Genomic DNA, 16,821 nt, shown 5'->3' on the forward strand with positions numbered 1-16,821 from the left:
GACTAGAACAACTCGATGTCGTCGCTCTTTTCCTTCATTTCGGCCATGAACTGTTCAACAGCCTGTTGCACCGGGACTCCTTGCATGACGGCTTCGAACATGGCGACTTCTTCTCGGGTGGTGTATTTACCCTTGATGTGGTTTTGCAGATCGACCCATTCCGCCGGGTTAAACAGGCGGCGGGTGTCGGAGACGAGATCGCTCAATTCGCCGAGGCTGAGGCCGACGTGGGACAGGCGCTGGACCAGCTTGTCGTAGAACTGGAAGGCGATGATGGCCTGGTGCACCATGCCGGAAACGTGCTCGGAAACGCCCAGCAGGTTCTGCTTGGCGACGCCGACCTCGTCCTTGTCGGGCAAGGTCTGGATGGTCTCGGAAATCATCCGCATGTAGCCGGCCATGGTCGTGAAGGAGTTGGTCAGCACTTCGACCGAGGCATTGCTATCCTTCATTGCCGCCTCGATCTGGACGGCGGAGAGCTCCAGCATCAGGACGGTTTCGCGGACCTGGCTCCAGTTGAGGTCGGGCGTATGGGCTGTGGTGCCGCGCGGCGGATTGGTCTCGTCAGTCAATTTGTTATCTCCCCGGGAATTGGCAAAAACTATAGCTCAATTTAGCCCGTTCTTTCCAAGACCACATAGTATTTGCTGACCGTTTCGAGCACTTCGAAGGTGCCGACGAAGCCTTGTGGGATGACACAGGCCTCGCCCGGACCGAATTCGGCCGACGTTCCCTGGTCGTCGCTGATCCGCAAGCGACCGCTGATGACGCAGAAGAACTCGTCCTTGCCGGCCGGGAAGGCGATGTTCCAGGCGCCCGGCTCGCAGGTCCAGATGCCGCAACTGAGGTCGCCCTGCGGCGCGCTGAAGAATTCGCGCGTCGAGCGCAGCGGGTTGCCACGCACCAGGCGGTCCGGGCGGGGGCGGTCGTAGCTGACTTCGGGTTGAGCGGCGTTGAAGACGGTGAGTTTCGGCATGGCGGGGTGGAAACGATCAGTTCAGGAAAACCTTGCGCAGGTTGACGTCAATGCGCTCGTAGTCCGGGCAGCCGTCCTTGTGCACCGGCGAATCGACCATCTCGAACATGGCGGCGCCGCCGGATGGGATGTCGGCGACCGGGTTGGTGATGTCGCGGAACAGCATCTTGCCGCGGTTCATCACGATGAAGTCGAGTACCGACTTGCGGCTCAGGGTGCGCCCGGAGTCGTTGCGCAGACTGCCCGTGATGAAGGCGTAGCAGGCCTTGGCGCTGGCACGCGAGGTGGTGCGCTCGATGGCGTAGTCGAGCGTGAAGCCATCGCCCAAGTCCATCTCGAAATATTCCTTGGTCGGTGCCTTGGCGGTGGGCGGCGCGGTGCCGCAGGCGGCCAGCAGGAGGGCGAGGCCGCAGGCGGCGGCGAGGCTCAGGGAGCGCAGACGAATCATGATAGGCTCGCGCATCGTGTCGATAACGCTCTCATGATAATCCGGCTGCTTTCGATTTTTGCCAGTTTTTGCCTGTACACCGCAGCAGTGGCCGCGCCGCCGCTGGTTGCGGTCGATATTGGCCATACGCTGACGGATTCGGGAGCGATCAGCGCCCGTGGACGCAGCGAGTTTTCCTTCAATCAGGTACTCGGCCGGCAGGTGGCCGATGCCTTGCTCAGCCGCCAGCTGGAGGTGCGAGAAGTCAATTTCGCCGGCGATATCGCTTCCTTGTACGCCCGTCCGCTGGCTGCCGCCGGCAGCGATTTCTTCATCTCCATCCATCACGACTCGATCGGCGAGGCTTATTTGAAGCCTTGGCAATGGGAGGGCAAGGCGCAGGCCTACACCGATGTGAAGCGCGGCTTCGGTATCTTCGTCTCGGCCAACAATCCCGATCTGGCGACCAGCCTGCGCTGCGCCTCAACGATCGGCGCCGTGTTGCGCCGGGCCGGCTTCGAGCCCTCGCCCTGGCATAAGCGCAAGCATTTTCCGGCCGATGCCGAGAACGGCGTCTGGTATTACGACAACCTCGTCGTGCTCTACCGGACGACGCTGCCCGCCGTCTTGTTCGAGGCCGGGGTCATCAAGCATCGCGACGAGGAACTGGAACTGCTCGACCCGGAGCGCCAGGCGCGCATGGCCGACGCCGTGGCGACCGGCATTGCCGCCTGCCTGTTCGCCGGGCGGGACGAAGCGGCGCCGGAAAAGAGCGACTAGAGGAAGATCGGTTCCGGCGTCAGGGCGACGCCGAAGCGTTGCTGCACGTCGGCCTGCACCGCAGCCATGGTGCGTTTGACGTCTGCGCCGGTGGCGCCACCGCGATTGACCAGCACCAGCGCCTGCTTCTCGTACATGCCGACCGGGCCGAGCGCCTTGCCTTTCCACCCGGCCTGCTCGATCAGCCAGCCGGCCGCCAGCTTGACCCGGCCATCCGGCTGCGGATAGCAGGGCAGGGTCGGGTGGGCGACTTTCAGGGCGTCGGCGATCTCGGCGGCCACCACCGGATTGTGGAAGAAGCTGCCGGCATTCGGCGTCACTGCCGGGTCGGGCAGCTTGCGCCGGCGCACGGCGATCACTGCCTCGGCGATGTCGCGTGCCGTCGGCTGGGCGACCCCGCGGGCGTCCAGCTCCTGCGCCACGTCGGCATAACGGCAATTGGCCTGCCAGGCCTTGGGCAAGCGGAAGACGACCGAAACGATGGCGATGTGCCCGTCCACATGCCAGCCCTCCTGTTTGAACACGCTGTCGCGGTAGGCGAAACGGCAATCGCTGCGGTGCACTTCGAAAAACGCCTGTTTTTCGAAATTCCAGGCGGTGACCGAATGCAGCCGCTCGCCGACCTCCAGCCCGTAGGCCCCGATGTTCTGGATCGGCGCCGCGCCGACCGTACCGGGGATCAGACTCAGGTTTTCCAGGCCCGGCCAGCCTTGGGCCAGCGTCCATTGCACAAAGTCGTGCCAGTTTTCGCCAGCGCCAGCTTCGACATACCACGCCTCGGCATCCTCCTTGAGCAAGCGCTTGCCGGGGATCGCCATGTGCAGTACGAGGCCGGGGAAATCGCCGGTCAGCACCAGATTGCTGCCGCCACCCAACACGAAACGCTTCTCGCCGGCTAGTTCCGGTACCGCTAGCTGCGCCGGTTCAGTGACTCGCAGATAGCGCGCGGCGTGGCCGGGGAGGGCTAGGGTGTTGTGGGGGAGGAGGTCGATGTTGGTGAGGGGAGGGGTCATGGGGGGTATTTTCGTTGATTTCGGGGTGTTTTTCCGTAGCTCGTAGGTTTTTTGGCCGGCATTATTGGTTTTCTAGGTGCTGTTTTCCGCCCTGACGGCGGGCGTACTTTCTTTCGCTTGGCCGAAAGAAAGTAGCCAAAGAAAGGGCCACCCCTGGGTCGGCGGTGGGCTTGCGCCCACTTCCTTCCGCTACTCGCTTGTCCGGGCGTCTGGCTAAACTCGCCGCGATGCGGCTCAGACAACGCCAGCCGACTACCCCCGGCCAACCTGCGTTGCTCAGCGCCTCTCAAGGGGCCCGGAAAAGCGTCGCAGCTTTACTGTCACTGAAAAAAACATGAGTGCTGCGGTGCACTGCCTAAAAAGGCAAAAAAAAAGCGTTTCAATTTGCGATGGGTGTTCAAACCCCCGTGGGAGGCGCCGAGCAACGCAGGAGTTCGCGGAAATAGGGCGAGGACTGTCTGAGGCCCAAAGGGCCGAGTTCCGCAGCGCCCTGAGCGATGCACAGCATCGTGAAGAAGTACTCTTGGGGTACCCCCGCGAAGTCCGAGTAGCACAGGGAACCCGCGTAGCGGGCGCCGACCCCGGGTCGCCTTCTTCTTTGGCTACTTTCTTCTTGGCGAAGCAAGAAGAAAGTACGCCCGCCGTAAAGGCGGAAAACGGCGTTAATTAATACGAGCCGTCGGCTAAACGACGATTGCTTAGGCTTGACCCCCCCAACCCCCCAGGAGTACAACAACATCACCAGCCCCTCCTACAAAGACAAGAACCATCGTGACCTTGGCTGATCGACATCTCTGGCGGCGTTTCTGGAGCATCGCTTCGCCGTACTGGCGCGAGGACGAGCGCCTGAAGGCCTGGGGCATGGTTGCCTTGCTCGTGTTGTTGCTGCTCGGGCAGACGCGTTTCGCGGTGATGCTCAACGAGCAGACCGGCGAATTCACCTCGGCGCTGGCGGCGCGCGATGAGGAGCGCTTCTGGATTTCGATCAAGTTCTGCCTGTGGCTCTTGCTTGCCGCCGTGCCGATCTATGCCCTGTATTACTTCGTGCGTGACACGCTGGCCATCAACTGGCGGCGCTGGCTGACTCACCGCTTTCTCGACAGCTATTTCAGCCACCGCCATTTCTACGAGCTGAACGGCAATGCGGGCATCGACAACCCGGACCAGCGTCTGGCCGAGGACATCAATACCTTCACGCAGCGTTCGCTTTATTTCCTGCTGATTTTCATCGGCTCGATGCTGCAGCTGGTCGCCTTCAGCCAGGTGCTGTGGTCCATCTCGCGCGAACTGGTGTATTTCCTTGTTTTCTACGCCACGGCCGGCACGTTGATCACCATCTTCGTCTTTGGCCAGCGGCTGATGAATCTCAACTTCCACCAGCTGCGCCGTGAGGCCGATTTCCGTTTCGGGCTGGTGCGGGTACGCGAGAACGCCGAAGCCATCGCCCTCTATCGTGGCGAGGGGCAGGAGCAGCAGCAGATCTGGCAGCGTTTCGTCGCCGCCTTCAAGAATTACAAGCGGCTGATCCGTGCGCAGTTGCGGCTCAATTTCTTCCAGCATGCTTACGGCCTGCTGACCATCGTGCTGCCCAGCGCCATCATCGCTTCGCGCGTGCTCTCCGGCGAACTGGAAGTCGGGCGCGCGGTGCAGGCGGCGGGGGCCTTTGCCGCGGTACTCAGTGCCATTTCGCTGATCATCGAGAATTTCGAAAGCCTGAGCCGTTTCGCCGCCGGGATCGACCGCATCGACACCTTGTCCCGCGTGTTGCGCAGCCATCCGCCGCTGCACGTACAGCGAGAGAGCGCCATCGTCTCGGTCGATGCCAAGCAGGTGGTGCTGGAGAACGTCACGCTGATGACGCCGGGCCAGGAGCGGGTGCTGCTGCGCAAGCTGTCGCTGGCCGTCGAGGCCGGCGACAACCTGCTCATTGTCGGGCCGAGCGGGGCGGGCAAGAGCTCGTTGCTGCGCGCCATCGCCGGGTTGTGGCGGGCCGGCAGCGGCACCATCTATCGGCCGCCGGCCAAGGACATCCTGTTCCTGCCGCAACAGCCCTACATGCTGCTCGGCAGCCTGCGCAGCCAGCTGCTCTACCCGCACAAGGAGCGGGCAGTTTCCGACGTGGCCTTGCTGCAGGCGCTGGAGCAGGTGAACCTGCCCGACCTGGCGACCCGTTTCGGCGGGCTGGATGCCGAGCGTGACTGGGCCAAGGTCTTGTCGGTGGGCGAGCAGCAGCGCCTGGCGTTCGCCCGCATCCTGCTCAGCAAGCCACGCTACGCCATCCTCGACGAAGCGACCAGCGCGCTCGATGCGGCCAACGAGGATTTCCTCTACCGGCAGTTACTGGAACTGGGCACGACGCTGATCAGCGTCGGCCACCGCCCGGCCATCCTGCGATATCACCAGCAGGTATTGGAGCTGGACGGCAACGGCCACTGGCTGGCCTGTGCGGCGGCGGACTATCGTTTCCGGGAGAAGGACGAACAGGGCTGAGCGGAGGCCTCATGGGGTTCCTGTCGCTTGCTCTCGTTGAGAGGGTGCCGTTGCCCTCAAGCAAACAACCTTGTCGGATGCTCAGGCGTCGATCAGCATCGCGCCCAGCGCCGCTGGTTCCGCCGCGACCTGCCAGCCGGCGCGCATTTCGGCCGGGGTCAGGCTGCCGTAGCCCCAGGTGGCGGCGATGAAGGGCAGGCCGTTGGCGTCGGCCGATTCGCCGTCTTCGCTGCGGTCGCCGATGTAGATGGCCTGTTCTTTCGGAATGCCCTGATCGGCCAGCAGGCGCGCGATCATCGCCGCCTTGTCGGGCAGGCGTGGGGAGAACAGATCGAGGGCGTAGATGTGGCGGAAATGATCCAGCCAGCCCAGATGCGTAAGGATCAGCCGCGTCGGGTGAATGCGCTTATTCGTTGCGATCGATAGTTGCAAGCCGGCGCCGGCCAATTCGGCCAGCAATTCGCCGACCCCGGCGTAGTCGGCCGTGGCCTTGTAACCCTCGCTGTCGTAGCTCGCCTTGAAAGCCTCGGTCAGCTGCCCGATCAGGGCCGAATCGGCACTGCCGGAAAGCAGTTGCAGGGTTTCGGTCAGTGGCGGCCCGATGATGCTTTCGTCGATGCTGCGCACGGGTGCGATCCCGGTCTGGGCGAAGGCTTCGCGAAAACTCGCCAGAATGGCCGGTGCGGAGTCGATCAGGGTGCCGTCGAGGTCGAAAAGGATGTGCGAGTAGCGGGGCATGGCTGTGGGTGCGGGAGTCTGAGGCAAAAAAGAAGCGCCCGCGAAGGGCGCTTCTGCAGATTACAACAAGGGCGCCAACCAGCGTTCGGCGTCCTTGAGTTCCATGCCCTTGCGGGCGGCCCAGGCTTCAAGCTGGTCGCGGCCGATCTTCGGGATGGCGAAGTAGCTTGATGCCGGGTGGCCGATGTAGAAACCGGAGACGGCAGCGGCCGGGGTCATCGCGCAGGATTCGGTCAGGCCCATGCCGATGGCCGGGGCGTCGAGCAGCTTGAACAGCTCGCGCTTGGCCGTGTGGTCCGGGCAGGCCGGATAGCCGGGGGCGGGGCGGATGCCTTTGTATTGCTCGGCGATCAGGCCATCGTTGTCGAGCTTTTCGCCAGCGGCGTAACCCCAGAACTCGGTGCGTACCTTCATGTGCAGCCATTCGGCGGCCGCTTCGGCCAGGCGGTCGGCCAGGGCCTTGAGCATGATCGCCGAGTAGTCGTCGTGGGCGGCCTCGAAGCGGGCGACGTGCTCGTCGATGCCGAGGCCGGCCGTGACCGCGAAGGCGCCAGCGTAGTCGTTGTCGCCAACGAAATCGGCCAGCGCCGTGTTGAAGCGGCCTTGCGGCTGCTTGATCTGCTGGCGCAGGCCGACCCAGCGGGTCGCTTCCTGGCTGCGCGATTCGTCGGTGTAGAGCACGATGTCCTCGTTCTCGCCCTTGGCCGCGTAGAGGCCAAACACCGCCTTGGCGGTCAGCCAGTTTTCGCTGACGATCTTGGCCAGCATGGCTTGGGCATCGTGGAACAACTGGCGGGCGGTTTCGCCGACCGTTTCGTTCTGCAGGATGGCCGGGTAGCGGCCGGCCAGGTCCCAGCTCTGGAAGAAGGGCGACCAGTCGATGTAAGGCACGAGGTCGGCCAGAGGAATGGTAATTTCCTGGCGGCCGAGCTGGGCTGGCTTGATCGGGGTGTAGGTCTCGTTCCACGTGAAACGATTGGCCCGGGCGTCGTCCAGCGAAACCAGCGTGGCGCCCTTGCGGCCAGCGTGTTCGGCGCGCACGGTTTCGTATTCGGCGGCGATTTCGGCGTGGTAGGCATCGCGCTGGTCGATGGAGAGCAGCTTGGTGGCGACGCCGACGGCGCGCGAGGCATCCGGCACGTAAACCACCGGGCCTTCGGCGTTCGGCGCGATCTTGATCGCGGTGTGGGCGCGGCTGGTTGTCGCGCCGCCGATCAGCAGCGGTTGCTTCATGCCGTGGCGCTTCATCTCGGCCGCGACGTGGGCCATTTCTTCCAGTGACGGCGTGATCAGGCCGGACAGGCCAATGATGTCCACGCGGTGTTCGAGCGCCGCCTTCAGGATGTTGTCGCAGCTGACCATGACGCCGAGGTCGACGACGTCGTAGCCGTTACAGCCGAGCACCACGCCGACGATGTTCTTGCCGATGTCGTGCACGTCGCCCTTGACCGTGGCCATCAGGATCTTGCCCTTGGAGCCGAGGCCGGTACGGGATTTCTCGGCTTCGATGAAGGGCAGCAGGTGGGCGACCGCCTGCTTCATGACGCGGGCCGATTTGACCACCTGCGGCAGGAACATCTTGCCGGCGCCGAAGAGGTCGCCGACGTGGTTCATGCCGGCCATCAGTGGGCCTTCGATGACGGCGAGCGGCGGCTTGCCTTCGCTTTCCAGCTTGGCGCGCACTTCTTCGGTATCGGCCACGACGAAATCGGTGATGCCCTTGATCAGCGCGTGTTCCAGGCGCTTCTCGACCGACTGCTCGCGCCACGACAGATCCGGACCGCTGTCCTTGCTCTTGCCTTCCTTGACGGTCTGGGCGAAGTCGACCAGCGCCTCGCCGGCGCCCGGATGGCGGTTCAACACCACGTCCTCGACCTTGGCGCGCAGTTCCGGCTCCAGGTCGTCGTACACGCCAAGCATGCCGGCATTGACGATGCCCATGGTCATGCCGTTCTGGATGGCGTGGTAGAGGAAAACGGTGTGAATCGCCTCGCGCACCGGGTCATTGCCGCGGAAGCTGAAGGAGACGTTGGAAACGCCGCCGGAAATGTGGGCGTGCGGCAGGTTCTGCTTGATCCAGCGCACAGATTCGATGAAATCGACGGCGTAGTTGTCGTGCTCGGGAATGCCGGTGGCGATGGCGAAGATGTTCGGGTCGAAGATGATGTCTTCGGCCGGGAAACCCATGCCGGTCAGCAGTTGGTAAGCCTTGCCGCAAATCTCGATCTTGCGGGCGTAGGTGTCGGCCTGGCCTTTTTCGTCAAAGGCCATGACGATCACCGCCGCGCCGTAGCGGCGGGCGAGTTTGGCCTGTTCGAGGAACTTGGCTTCGCCTTCCTTCATCGAGATCGAATTGACGATGCCCTTGCCCTGGATGCACTTGAGGCCGGCCTCGATGACTTCCCACTTCGATGAGTCGATCATGATCGGCACGCGCGAAATGTCCGGTTCCGAGGCAATCAGCTTGAGGAACTTGTCCATCGCGGCGATGGAGTCGAGCATCGCTTCGTCCATGTTGATGTCGATCACCTGCGCGCCGTTTTCCACCTGCTGGCGGGCAACGGCCAGCGCGTCGTCGAAGCGGCCTTCGAGAATCATGCGGGCGAAGGCGCGCGAGCCGGTGACGTTGGTGCGCTCGCCGACGTTCACGAACAGCGAATCCTTGCCGCAATTGAACGGCTCGAGGCCGGAGAGGCGCAGCGCCGGCTCGATTTGTGGCGTTTGACGCGGGTGCACCGCAGCAACGCGCTGGGCGATGGCCGCAATGTGTTCCGGCGAGGTGCCGCAGCAGCCGCCGACGATATTGACGATCCCGGCCTTCGCCCAGCTCTCGATCTCGTCGGCCAGCATGTCGGCGGTTTCATCGTAGCCGCCGAAGGCATTCGGCAGGCCGGCGTTCGGGTGGGCCGAAACGTAGCAATCGCAGACGCGCGACAGTTCCTCGACGTACTGGCGCAACTCCTTGGCGCCGAGCGCGCAGTTCAGGCCGAAGGAAATCGGCAGGATGTGGCGCAGCGAATTCCAGAACGCTTCGGCGGTCTGGCCGGACAGGGTGCGGCCGGAAGCGTCGGTGATCGTGCCGGAAATCATCACCGGCCAGCGGCGGCCGGCCACGTCGAAGAACTGCTCGATGGCGAACAGCGCGGCCTTGGCGTTCAGCGTGTCGAAGACGGTTTCGACCAGCAGGATGTCGGCGCCGCCCTCGACCAGGCCGGTGGTGGCCTCGAAGTAGTTGGCGACCAGCTCGTCGAAAGTGACGTTGCGGTAGCCGGGGTCGTTCACGTCCGGCGAGATCGACGCCGTGCGGCTGGTCGGGCCGAGCACGCCGGCGACGAAGCGCGGCTTGTCCGGGTTGGCGGCGGTGAATTCGTCGCACAGCTTGCGGGCGAGCGCGGCGCCCTCGAAATTCAGCTCGTAGACGATCTCGGTCAGGTTGTAATCGGCCTGCGAAACGGCGGTCGAGTTGAAGGTACAGGTTTCGAGGATGTCGGCGCCGGCTTCCAGGTACTCGCGGTGGATGCCGCCGATGATGTCCGGGCGGGTCAGTACCAGCAGGTCGTTGTTGCCCTTGAGGTCGTGTGGATGATCCTTGAAACGTTCGCCGCGGTAATCGGCCTCCTGCAGGCCGTGGCGCTGGATCATCGTGCCCATCGCGCCGTCGAGGACGAGCAGGCGCTGCTGCAACAGGGTTTGGAGTTCGGAGCTGCGGTCGGGCTGGATCATGGTTACCTCGGCAAAACGTCAATCGCCAGGGACGCCGCAAAAGACAAACGGCGTCGCAAACCGGCTTGTGAATTCATGGTTTGCGAGCGCCGTTGATCGTTGCCGAGCCTGGCCTGAATACAGTCAGGTCGCAGCGCTCCTCGGCAGAGGGGCGTAGTTTACCGGGCTAAGGTCGTAATGCCAAGTTAAGCGACTGATTTTTCAGAAAACCTCTATGCCGTTCAGGTTGCTCGCTGAAAAGTGTAAAAAAACAATTATGTGAGTTCGCGCATTTGTGGAAGTTAGACCACAATAAGGGCACAGGCTTGCCGAAGAAATTCGGATTGGCCGTCACCACACTCCTGTCCATATGAGCGAGCGTTATAGGAACGTCCTGCCGGAAACCAAAGCCAAGGCACTGCAATCCCTGTTTCGGGTCTTCGTCGGACTCGGGGTGGTGATTTTCGCCTACACCGGTTACGCCCTCTGGAAAAAAACCGTCGACGATGTACGGGTCGAACTGGTGCACATCACCTCCATGCTTGCCCAAAGTATCCGGGTCACGGCGACGACGCAGGAGTCCTTGTTACGCAGCTTTGGCATGGAACTGCTTATCCAGGGGGCGTTGATCGAGCCGGAGAATGGACGTCCTCTGATTGAGAGGATCAGGTCGACCGATGTCGGAATTGCCGGTTACGGGCTGGCAAGAGCCGATGGGCAACTTGTTCTGGTGAGCGGCATCCCGGCTGGTGCCAAGCTCCCCAATTTGCTGGCTTCCGATTCGACTGCAGACAGTTTTCGTCGGGCTTTCGAAGGACATGGACTGATCATCGGCCGTCCCTATTTCATGAAGCAATTGAATGAATGGGTCGTTCCGATGCGGGTCGCCCTGCGCAACGCCGACGGCGGGGTTGAGGCCATGATGACGGCCGGACTCCGAATTCAGGGAGGGGTGGCGGCTTGGGAAAACATGATGTTGCCTCGCGATGTGAACGTATCGATCATCGGCAAGGACGGCTATGTTCTGTTTTCCAGCGATGCGACTCGCGATCTGCCGGCAAGTCTGATTGCCCGACTTTATTCGACGCCATTGGACCAAGCCATCATGAATGCGCTGCTCAGTTTGCCCGCCGGACGGGCAGCAGGCTGGCACGAAACGACCAGCAGCAGCGTTCAAGGGGTAGGGGTCGTTCGCTATGGCGTTGTCGAACTTGTGGACAGTCACGATATCTGGGCCGCCGCCTCGATCAAAAGAGATGCGGTGATCCAGCGCTGGATTTCCAGTCTGATCCTGCCCACGGCATTGTTCATTGCGCTGCAATTCGTGGGGTACCTCGCATTCAGGTTCGCTTTGAAAAAGCAACGTGAAGCCGATGTTGAACTGACGAGCATCACATTGGCGAGGCAGGCCATTCTGGATGGGGCCAATTACGCAATCATTGCCACCGATCTGGATGGTGTGATCAGCAGTTTCAACAATGCTGCCGAACGGATGCTGGACTACCGGGCAGAGGACGTCATCGGTCGGCAAACCCCCTGCCTATGGCATTCGCGGGAGGAAGTCATTGCTCGCGCCGGGAATATTCTGGGCCAGGACGAGCAGGATCCGTCGGCACTCTTTCGCAGCATCGTCGCTCCCTTGCGCATGGGCGATTCCGATGAACGGGAATGGACGTTCGTCAAACGCTCAGGCGAGCGTTTCCCGGTGCTCCTCTCGCTTTCCTGCATACATGGGGTGAATGGCGAGATTGTCGGTTATCTTGGTGTGGCCTCGGACATTTCCGAGAAAAAGCGGACGGAGTCCGAACTGGAAAGGCATCGCCAGAATCTGGAGCAAATTGTTGCGACTAGAACTGCCGCTCTTAGCGAAGCGAATGCGGAACTGGTTCTTGCCAAGGAGCGGGCGGACGAAGCGGTAAAAGCCAAGGCTGCGTTTCTGGCGAACATGAGCCACGAGATCCGGACGCCGATGAATGCGGTCATCGGAATGGCCCACCTGGTTCGCCGGGCCGGATTGTCCCCTAAGCAAGGCGACCAAATGGACAAACTGGAAGCGGCTGGTGAGCATTTGCTGGCGATCATCAACACCATTCTCGACTTGTCCAAAATCGAAGCCAGCAAATTCGTACTGGAAAAAAACGATGTCTCGGTCAGTCGGATTGTTGCCAACGTGGTATCGATGATTCAGGCTGGGGCGGATGCCAAGCGGCTTGAACTCATCACGGAGATCGATTCGTTACCGGATCGGTTGTGCGGTGATGCGATGCGGATGCAACAGGCACTTCTCAATTATGCAGGGAATGCCCTGAAATTTACCGAAAAGGGATTCATCGCCTTGCGGGTCAAGAAACTGGCCGAGGATGCGTACAGCGTTCACCTGCGCCTGGAAGTCGAGGACAGCGGGATCGGTATCGAGCCTGAGGCATTGGTGCGATTGTTCTCAGCATTCGAGCAGGCAGATAACAGCACCACGCGAAAATACGGTGGAACCGGCCTGGGCTTGGCCATCACGAAGAAGCTGGCTCAGGTGATGGGAGGCGATGCCGGTGGCGATAGCACCGTTGGCAGAGGAAGTACCTTCTGGTTCTCGGTGAGATTGGAGAAGGGGGCCGGCAAACAGGTGCCAACCGAGGTGGCTTGCGGGGAAAAGGCGGAAGAGAGGCTCAAGCAGGAGTTCATCGGGACGCGGATACTGTTGGCTGAGGATGAGCCGATCAACCGTGAAATTGCCACCATGATGCTCGACGATGTCGGTTTCGTGGTTGATTCGGCACAAAATGGCCGAGAGGCCGTGGAATTGGCGGATGAGCATGACTATGGACTCATTCTGATGGACATGCAGATGCCGGAAATGGATGGTTTGGAGGCGACACGTCATATTCGCCAGAGGGCGCTACATCAGCGCACTCCAATTCTGGCGATGACGGCAAATGCCTTTTCACAAGACAAGGAAAGATGTCTTGAAGCGGGAATGGATGACTTCATCACCAAGCCCGTGAATCCCGAGAGGCTGTATTCGATCCTGTTGCACTGGCTGACAAAGCAAGCCTGACATTGATGTCGAGTGTGATTGCCTGGTTCAGCCAACAAGCTACTCTCGCGTCAGATGACAGGGCGGTCGCCTGACAGCTGGACGCGAGACCTAGGCCAGCGGCTCACAGCGTAACCACACGGTAAACCTCGCTCCCTGACCTGGCGAGCTCTCCGCCGTCAGCCTGCCGCCGTAGCGTTCCATCAGGGTTTTGCTGACCCACAGGCCGAGGCCGTTGCCGCCGGGTTTCTTGGCGGTGAAGAAGGGTTCGAACAGGCGCTCGAGGTCGGGGGCGCTGATGCCGGGGCCGGTGTCGGCAACGCTGAGGCGGATGCCGACCGGCATGTCGGCTTCGTCCCAGTCCTCCACCGTGATACGCAGCAGGCCGCCGTCGGGCATGACTTCGATGGCGTTGACCAGCAGGTTGATCACCACCTGCTGCGCCTCGTTCTTGTTGCAGATGACCTGGCGGCTGGAGTCGATCTGCTGCTCGATGGCGATGTTGCCCTTCTTGAGCAGGTGGCGGACCAGGACCAGGCAATCCTGGATCAGTTGGCCGGCTTCGACCGGCTCCAGGTAGCCGACGTAATCCTGCGGGCGGGCAAATTGCAGCAGCTTGGCGACGATCAGGCGGATGCGGTGCACCTGCTCGTGGATCAGCTTGATCTCAGGGGCGACCGGGTCGGCCTGCGGGCCGAGGATATCGCGCAGCACTTCGAGGTTGCCCTGGATGACGGCGATCGGGTTGTTGATCTCGTGGGCGACGCCAGCGGTCAGCTGGCCGATGGCGGCGAGCTTTTCGTTCTTGACCAGCTGCGACTGGGCCGTTTTCAGGTCGGCGACGGCGTGTTCCAGTTCGGCCGTGCGCTCGGCAACCTTGGCGTCGAGCGAGTCGCCCCAGCGCTTCAGCGAATCGGCCTGGGCCTGCAACTGGTCGAGCACGCGGTCGAAATGGGCGGCGACGACGCCGAGTTCGTCCTCGGTCTGGATCTGGCCGATGCGCGCGTCGGCGTGGCCTTGCTCGATGGCGTGCATGGTGGCGTGCATGCGTTCGATCGGCTTGAAGACGCGGCGTGCCCAGAAGATGGCGAAGACGCCGGCGGCCAGCATGGCCAGACCAAACAGGCCGGCGATACCGTAGAAGACCTGGCGCCGCACATCGGCGAAGGGGCCTTCGAGAAAGCCGACGTAGAGCATGCCGACCCGCTGGCGATGGCTGTCGTAGAGCGGCTGGTAGGCCGAGACGTACCAGTCGTTGACGACGAAGGCGCGGTCGAGCCAGGTGCGTCCCTCGCCGAGCACGGAGTCGTTCACCGCGGCCGAAACGCGCGTGCCGATGGCGCGTTCGCCCTGGAACAGACGGACGTTGGTGGCGACGCGCACGTCGTCGAGGAAGAGGGTGGCGGTGCCGACACTGCCGAAAGGCAGGGCGCCCTCCGGGTAGACCACGGTGTTCAGGCGGTCGATGAAATCGAGGTTCTTGTTGAGCAGCACACCGCCTTCGAGCACGCCGATCAGCCGGCCGGCCGAATCGCGCACCGGGGCGGCGGAATGCAGCACTAGGCCGCGCGCCTCGACATTGCGCTTGCTCGGCTTGGCGTTGGGCGTCGGCAGCAGCGGCGTGTTGGCGCGGCTGAGCAAGTCGAGGCCGAGCGAGGCGAGCTGCTCGGGCTGGAACAACTCGGTTTCAGTGCGCGCACTGCCGGCCAGCGCGCCGGCGATGACCGGTGAGCTCTGCGCCAGCAGCCTGCTGCGGTGCACATCGCGAAAATGCAAAAAATCGAGCTTGTGTTCCTGCTGGGTGGCGTCGAGCAGTCCGGCAACGCGCGTCGAGCGGTCGGCCGAAGGCTGGGCGAGAGCGCGCACCAGCCGTTCGGAATAGGCCAGCCCGGACACCGAGCGGCCGATGCCTTCGCTAACGCGTTCGTAATAACCATGGGCGACGGCGAGGTCGCTGCGCACCTTGGTCACCAGCAGGCGGTCGAAATAGCTGCCGCCCCAATAGGCCAGCGCCGCCATCATCAACGGCAGCACCACGCCCAGCGGCAGCAGCGCGAGCAGCAGCAGCCGGGCGCGGATCGAGCGCCGGCTGGGCGGGATCACATGCCCCAGGCCTGACACTTGCGGTCCATGGTCTTGCGCGAAATGCCCAGCCGGCGGCTGGCTTCCGACTTGTTGCCGTCCGAGGCGGCGAGCACGGCGAGGATGTGGCGCTTCTCGACGGCTTCCAGCGTTTCGTCGAGGCGGCCGGGCGCGGCCGGCAGGCTGCCGACTTCCGGCTCGGGGCCGATGTCGAACCAGCCGAGGATCAGCGAGCGCTCAACCAGGTTGCGCAGTTCGCGCACGTTGCCGGGCCAGTCGTAGTCGCTCATCCTGGCCAGCGTGCGCGGGTCGAGCGCCAGCGGCGGCACGCCGAGATTGGGCGTCAGCTGCGCCATGAAATGTTCGACCAGCAGCGGAATGTCTTCCGGCCGTTCGCGTAGTGGCGGCAGGGTCACTTCCAGCACCTGCAGGCGGTAGTACAAATCCTGGCGGAAGCGCTGGGCGGCCACTTCGGCCTTCAGGTCGCGGTTGCTGGCGGCGATGACGCGCACGTCCACCGGGATTTCCTGCTCCGAGCCGACCGGGCGGATACGCCGCTCTTCCAAGGCGCGCAGCAGCTTGGCCTGGGCCGGGGCGGGCATTTCGGAGATTTCGTCGAGAAACAGCGTGCCGCCGCGGGCGTAGTAGAACAGGCCCTCGCGGCTCTGCTGGGCGCCGGTGTAGGCGCCTTTGACGTGGCCGAACAGTTCGGACTCGATCAGCTCGGCGGCGATGGCCGCGCAATTGACCGGCACGAACGGACCGGTGCGCCCGCTCATGCGATGCACGGCGCGCGCCGCCACTTCCTTGCCGGTGCCGGATTCGCCGGTGAGCAGCACGGTGGCGGGCGAGGGGGCGATGCGCTTCAGGCGGTCGCACACCTTGAGCATCATGTCGGACTGGCCAACGACGCCTTCGACATCGGCGGAGTGGGTGCTCACCTCGCGGCGTAGCACGAAGTTTTCGCGGGCCAGACGCGAGCGTTCGAAACAGCGCTGGATGGCGTTCAGGGCCAGCGCCAGCGAGAAGGGTTTGAGCAAGAAGTCCGCAGCGCCGGCCCGCAGCGCGTCGATGGCGGTGTCGAGGTCGGCATAGGCGGTCATCAGCACCACGTCGCCGGCGTAGCCGTCCTGGCGCAGTTCGTGCAGCCAATCGATGCCGGAAACACCGGGCAGGGCGATGTCGAGTACGATCAGGTCGTAGCGCTGGCGCTGGAGCAGCGGCCGGGCGCTTTCGACGCTGTCGGCGCAATCGACGATACCGCAGCGCGAACTGAGGGCGCGCTGCAAAAAGCTCTGCATGCCGGGCTCGTCGTCGACGATCAGCACGGCGTATTGCTGCCAGGGGGCTTCGGGCTTGGCGACCGGTGTCTCTTCCATAACTCGCGGGTGATAGTTTTTTGTCGATTTTCGCATGTCCGGGCCGTCGCCGGGCGGGACATTTTGTCCATTTGTGCGGACAGAATGACGCGATTTGGCGGCGATTGGCTGCCTTCGCGGCCGGAAAACGCGGTTTTTCGCCTGGCCCTGTTCTTGCGACGTGCGTGGCCGGCTATCATGCCGGCTGCGGTCTGCGTACCGCT

11 protein-coding genes and 1 riboswitch are annotated in these 16,821 nt (G+C 62.9%); of the genes, 3 read left to right on the plus strand and 8 right to left on the minus strand.

Annotated elements, in window-relative coordinates:
• Nucleotides 1-2: 2 nt before the first annotated feature.
• The 3 genes from WIF35_RS12055 to WIF35_RS12065 are packed head-to-tail and all read right to left on the minus strand — an operon-like array spanning nt 3 to nt 1,424.
• Nucleotides 3-572 (minus strand): hypothetical protein, encoded by a 570-nt coding sequence (locus WIF35_RS12055; RefSeq protein ID WP_412478461.1) that lies wholly within the window; start codon nt 570-572, stop codon nt 3-5.
• 41 nt (nt 573-613) lie between these two features.
• A complete protein-coding gene (locus WIF35_RS12060; RefSeq protein WP_412478462.1) occupies nt 614-976 on the minus strand; it encodes a cupin domain-containing protein in 363 nt (120 codons plus the stop codon).
• A gap of 16 nt (nt 977-992) precedes the next feature.
• Complete coding sequence (locus tag WIF35_RS12065) at nt 993-1,424, minus strand: hypothetical protein (RefSeq protein ID WP_412478463.1); 432 nt, start codon at nt 1,422-1,424, stop codon at nt 993-995.
• Nucleotides 1,425-1,457: 33 nt separating this feature from the next.
• Here WIF35_RS12065 and WIF35_RS12070 point away from each other — a divergent pair, with 33 nt between their 5' ends.
• On the plus strand, nt 1,458-2,183 hold the full coding sequence (locus WIF35_RS12070) for an N-acetylmuramoyl-L-alanine amidase family protein (protein WP_412478464.1): 726 nt from the start codon (nt 1,458-1,460) through the stop codon (nt 2,181-2,183).
• Here the strand turns inward: WIF35_RS12070 and murB are convergent.
• The gene (murB, locus tag WIF35_RS12075; protein ID WP_412478465.1) at nt 2,180-3,196 is read right to left on the minus strand and encodes a UDP-N-acetylmuramate dehydrogenase; all 1,017 of its coding nucleotides are present in this window, start codon (nt 3,194-3,196) and stop codon (nt 2,180-2,182) included. The two genes, WIF35_RS12070 and murB, sit on opposite strands and share 4 nt — an antisense overlap.
• Nucleotides 3,197-3,967: 771 nt before the next feature.
• Between murB and WIF35_RS12080 the strand changes: the two genes are divergently transcribed.
• A complete protein-coding gene (locus tag WIF35_RS12080; protein WP_412478466.1) occupies nt 3,968-5,686 on the plus strand; it encodes an ABC transporter ATP-binding protein/permease in 1,719 nt (572 codons plus the stop codon).
• Between the two features lie 81 nt (nt 5,687-5,767).
• Here WIF35_RS12080 and WIF35_RS12085 read toward each other — a convergent pair whose 3' ends face one another.
• Nucleotides 5,768-6,424, minus strand: a complete 657-nt coding sequence (locus WIF35_RS12085) for an HAD family hydrolase (protein WP_412478467.1) — start codon at nt 6,422-6,424, stop codon at nt 5,768-5,770.
• 60 nt (nt 6,425-6,484) lie between these two features.
• Complete coding sequence (gene metH, locus WIF35_RS12090; protein ID WP_412481244.1) at nt 6,485-10,144, minus strand: methionine synthase; 3,660 nt, start codon at nt 10,142-10,144, stop codon at nt 6,485-6,487.
• An 80-nt stretch (nt 10,145-10,224) separates the two neighbouring features.
• A riboswitch (S-adenosyl-L-homocysteine riboswitch) is annotated at nt 10,225-10,295 on the minus strand.
• A 201-nt stretch (nt 10,296-10,496) separates the two neighbouring features.
• Here metH and WIF35_RS12095 point away from each other — a divergent pair.
• The gene (locus WIF35_RS12095) at nt 10,497-13,178 is read left to right on the plus strand and encodes a response regulator (RefSeq protein WP_412478468.1); all 2,682 of its coding nucleotides are present in this window, start codon (nt 10,497-10,499) and stop codon (nt 13,176-13,178) included.
• 90 nt (nt 13,179-13,268) lie between these two features.
• On the opposite strand, the gene WIF35_RS12100 is transcribed toward WIF35_RS12095, so the two are convergent.
• Nucleotides 13,269-15,278, minus strand: a complete 2,010-nt coding sequence (locus WIF35_RS12100) for a cache domain-containing protein (protein ID WP_412478469.1) — start codon at nt 15,276-15,278, stop codon at nt 13,269-13,271.
• Entirely contained in the window at nt 15,257-16,618 is a 1,362-nt protein-coding gene (locus WIF35_RS12105) for a sigma-54-dependent transcriptional regulator (protein WP_412478470.1), read from the minus strand. Before WIF35_RS12105 ends, WIF35_RS12100 begins: the two co-directional genes overlap by 22 nt.
• Between the last annotated feature and the right edge of the window lie 203 nt (nt 16,619-16,821).

The sequence above is a fragment of the Azonexus sp. IMCC34839 genome (assembly GCF_047047955.1).
In the GTDB taxonomy this organism is placed as follows: Bacteria; Pseudomonadota; Gammaproteobacteria; order Burkholderiales; family Rhodocyclaceae; genus Azonexus.

Coding starts and splice junctions, on each gene's coding strand:
- WIF35_RS12060 (WP_412478462.1), bottom strand. CDS start 976: ATGCCGAAACTCACCGTCTTCAACGCCGCTCAACCCGAAGTCAGCTAC.
- WIF35_RS12095 (WP_412478468.1), top strand. CDS start 10,497: ATGAGCGAGCGTTATAGGAACGTCCTGCCGGAAACCAAAGCCAAGGCA.
- WIF35_RS12085 (WP_412478467.1), bottom strand. CDS start 6,424: ATGCCCCGCTACTCGCACATCCTTTTCGACCTCGACGGCACCCTGATC.
- murB (WP_412478465.1), bottom strand. CDS start 3,196: ATGACCCCTCCCCTCACCAACATCGACCTCCTCCCCCACAACACCCTA.
- WIF35_RS12105 (WP_412478470.1), bottom strand. CDS start 16,618: ATGGAAGAGACACCGGTCGCCAAGCCCGAAGCCCCCTGGCAGCAATAC.
- WIF35_RS12065 (WP_412478463.1), bottom strand. CDS start 1,424: ATGATTCGTCTGCGCTCCCTGAGCCTCGCCGCCGCCTGCGGCCTCGCC.
- WIF35_RS12070 (WP_412478464.1), top strand. CDS start 1,458: ATGATAATCCGGCTGCTTTCGATTTTTGCCAGTTTTTGCCTGTACACC.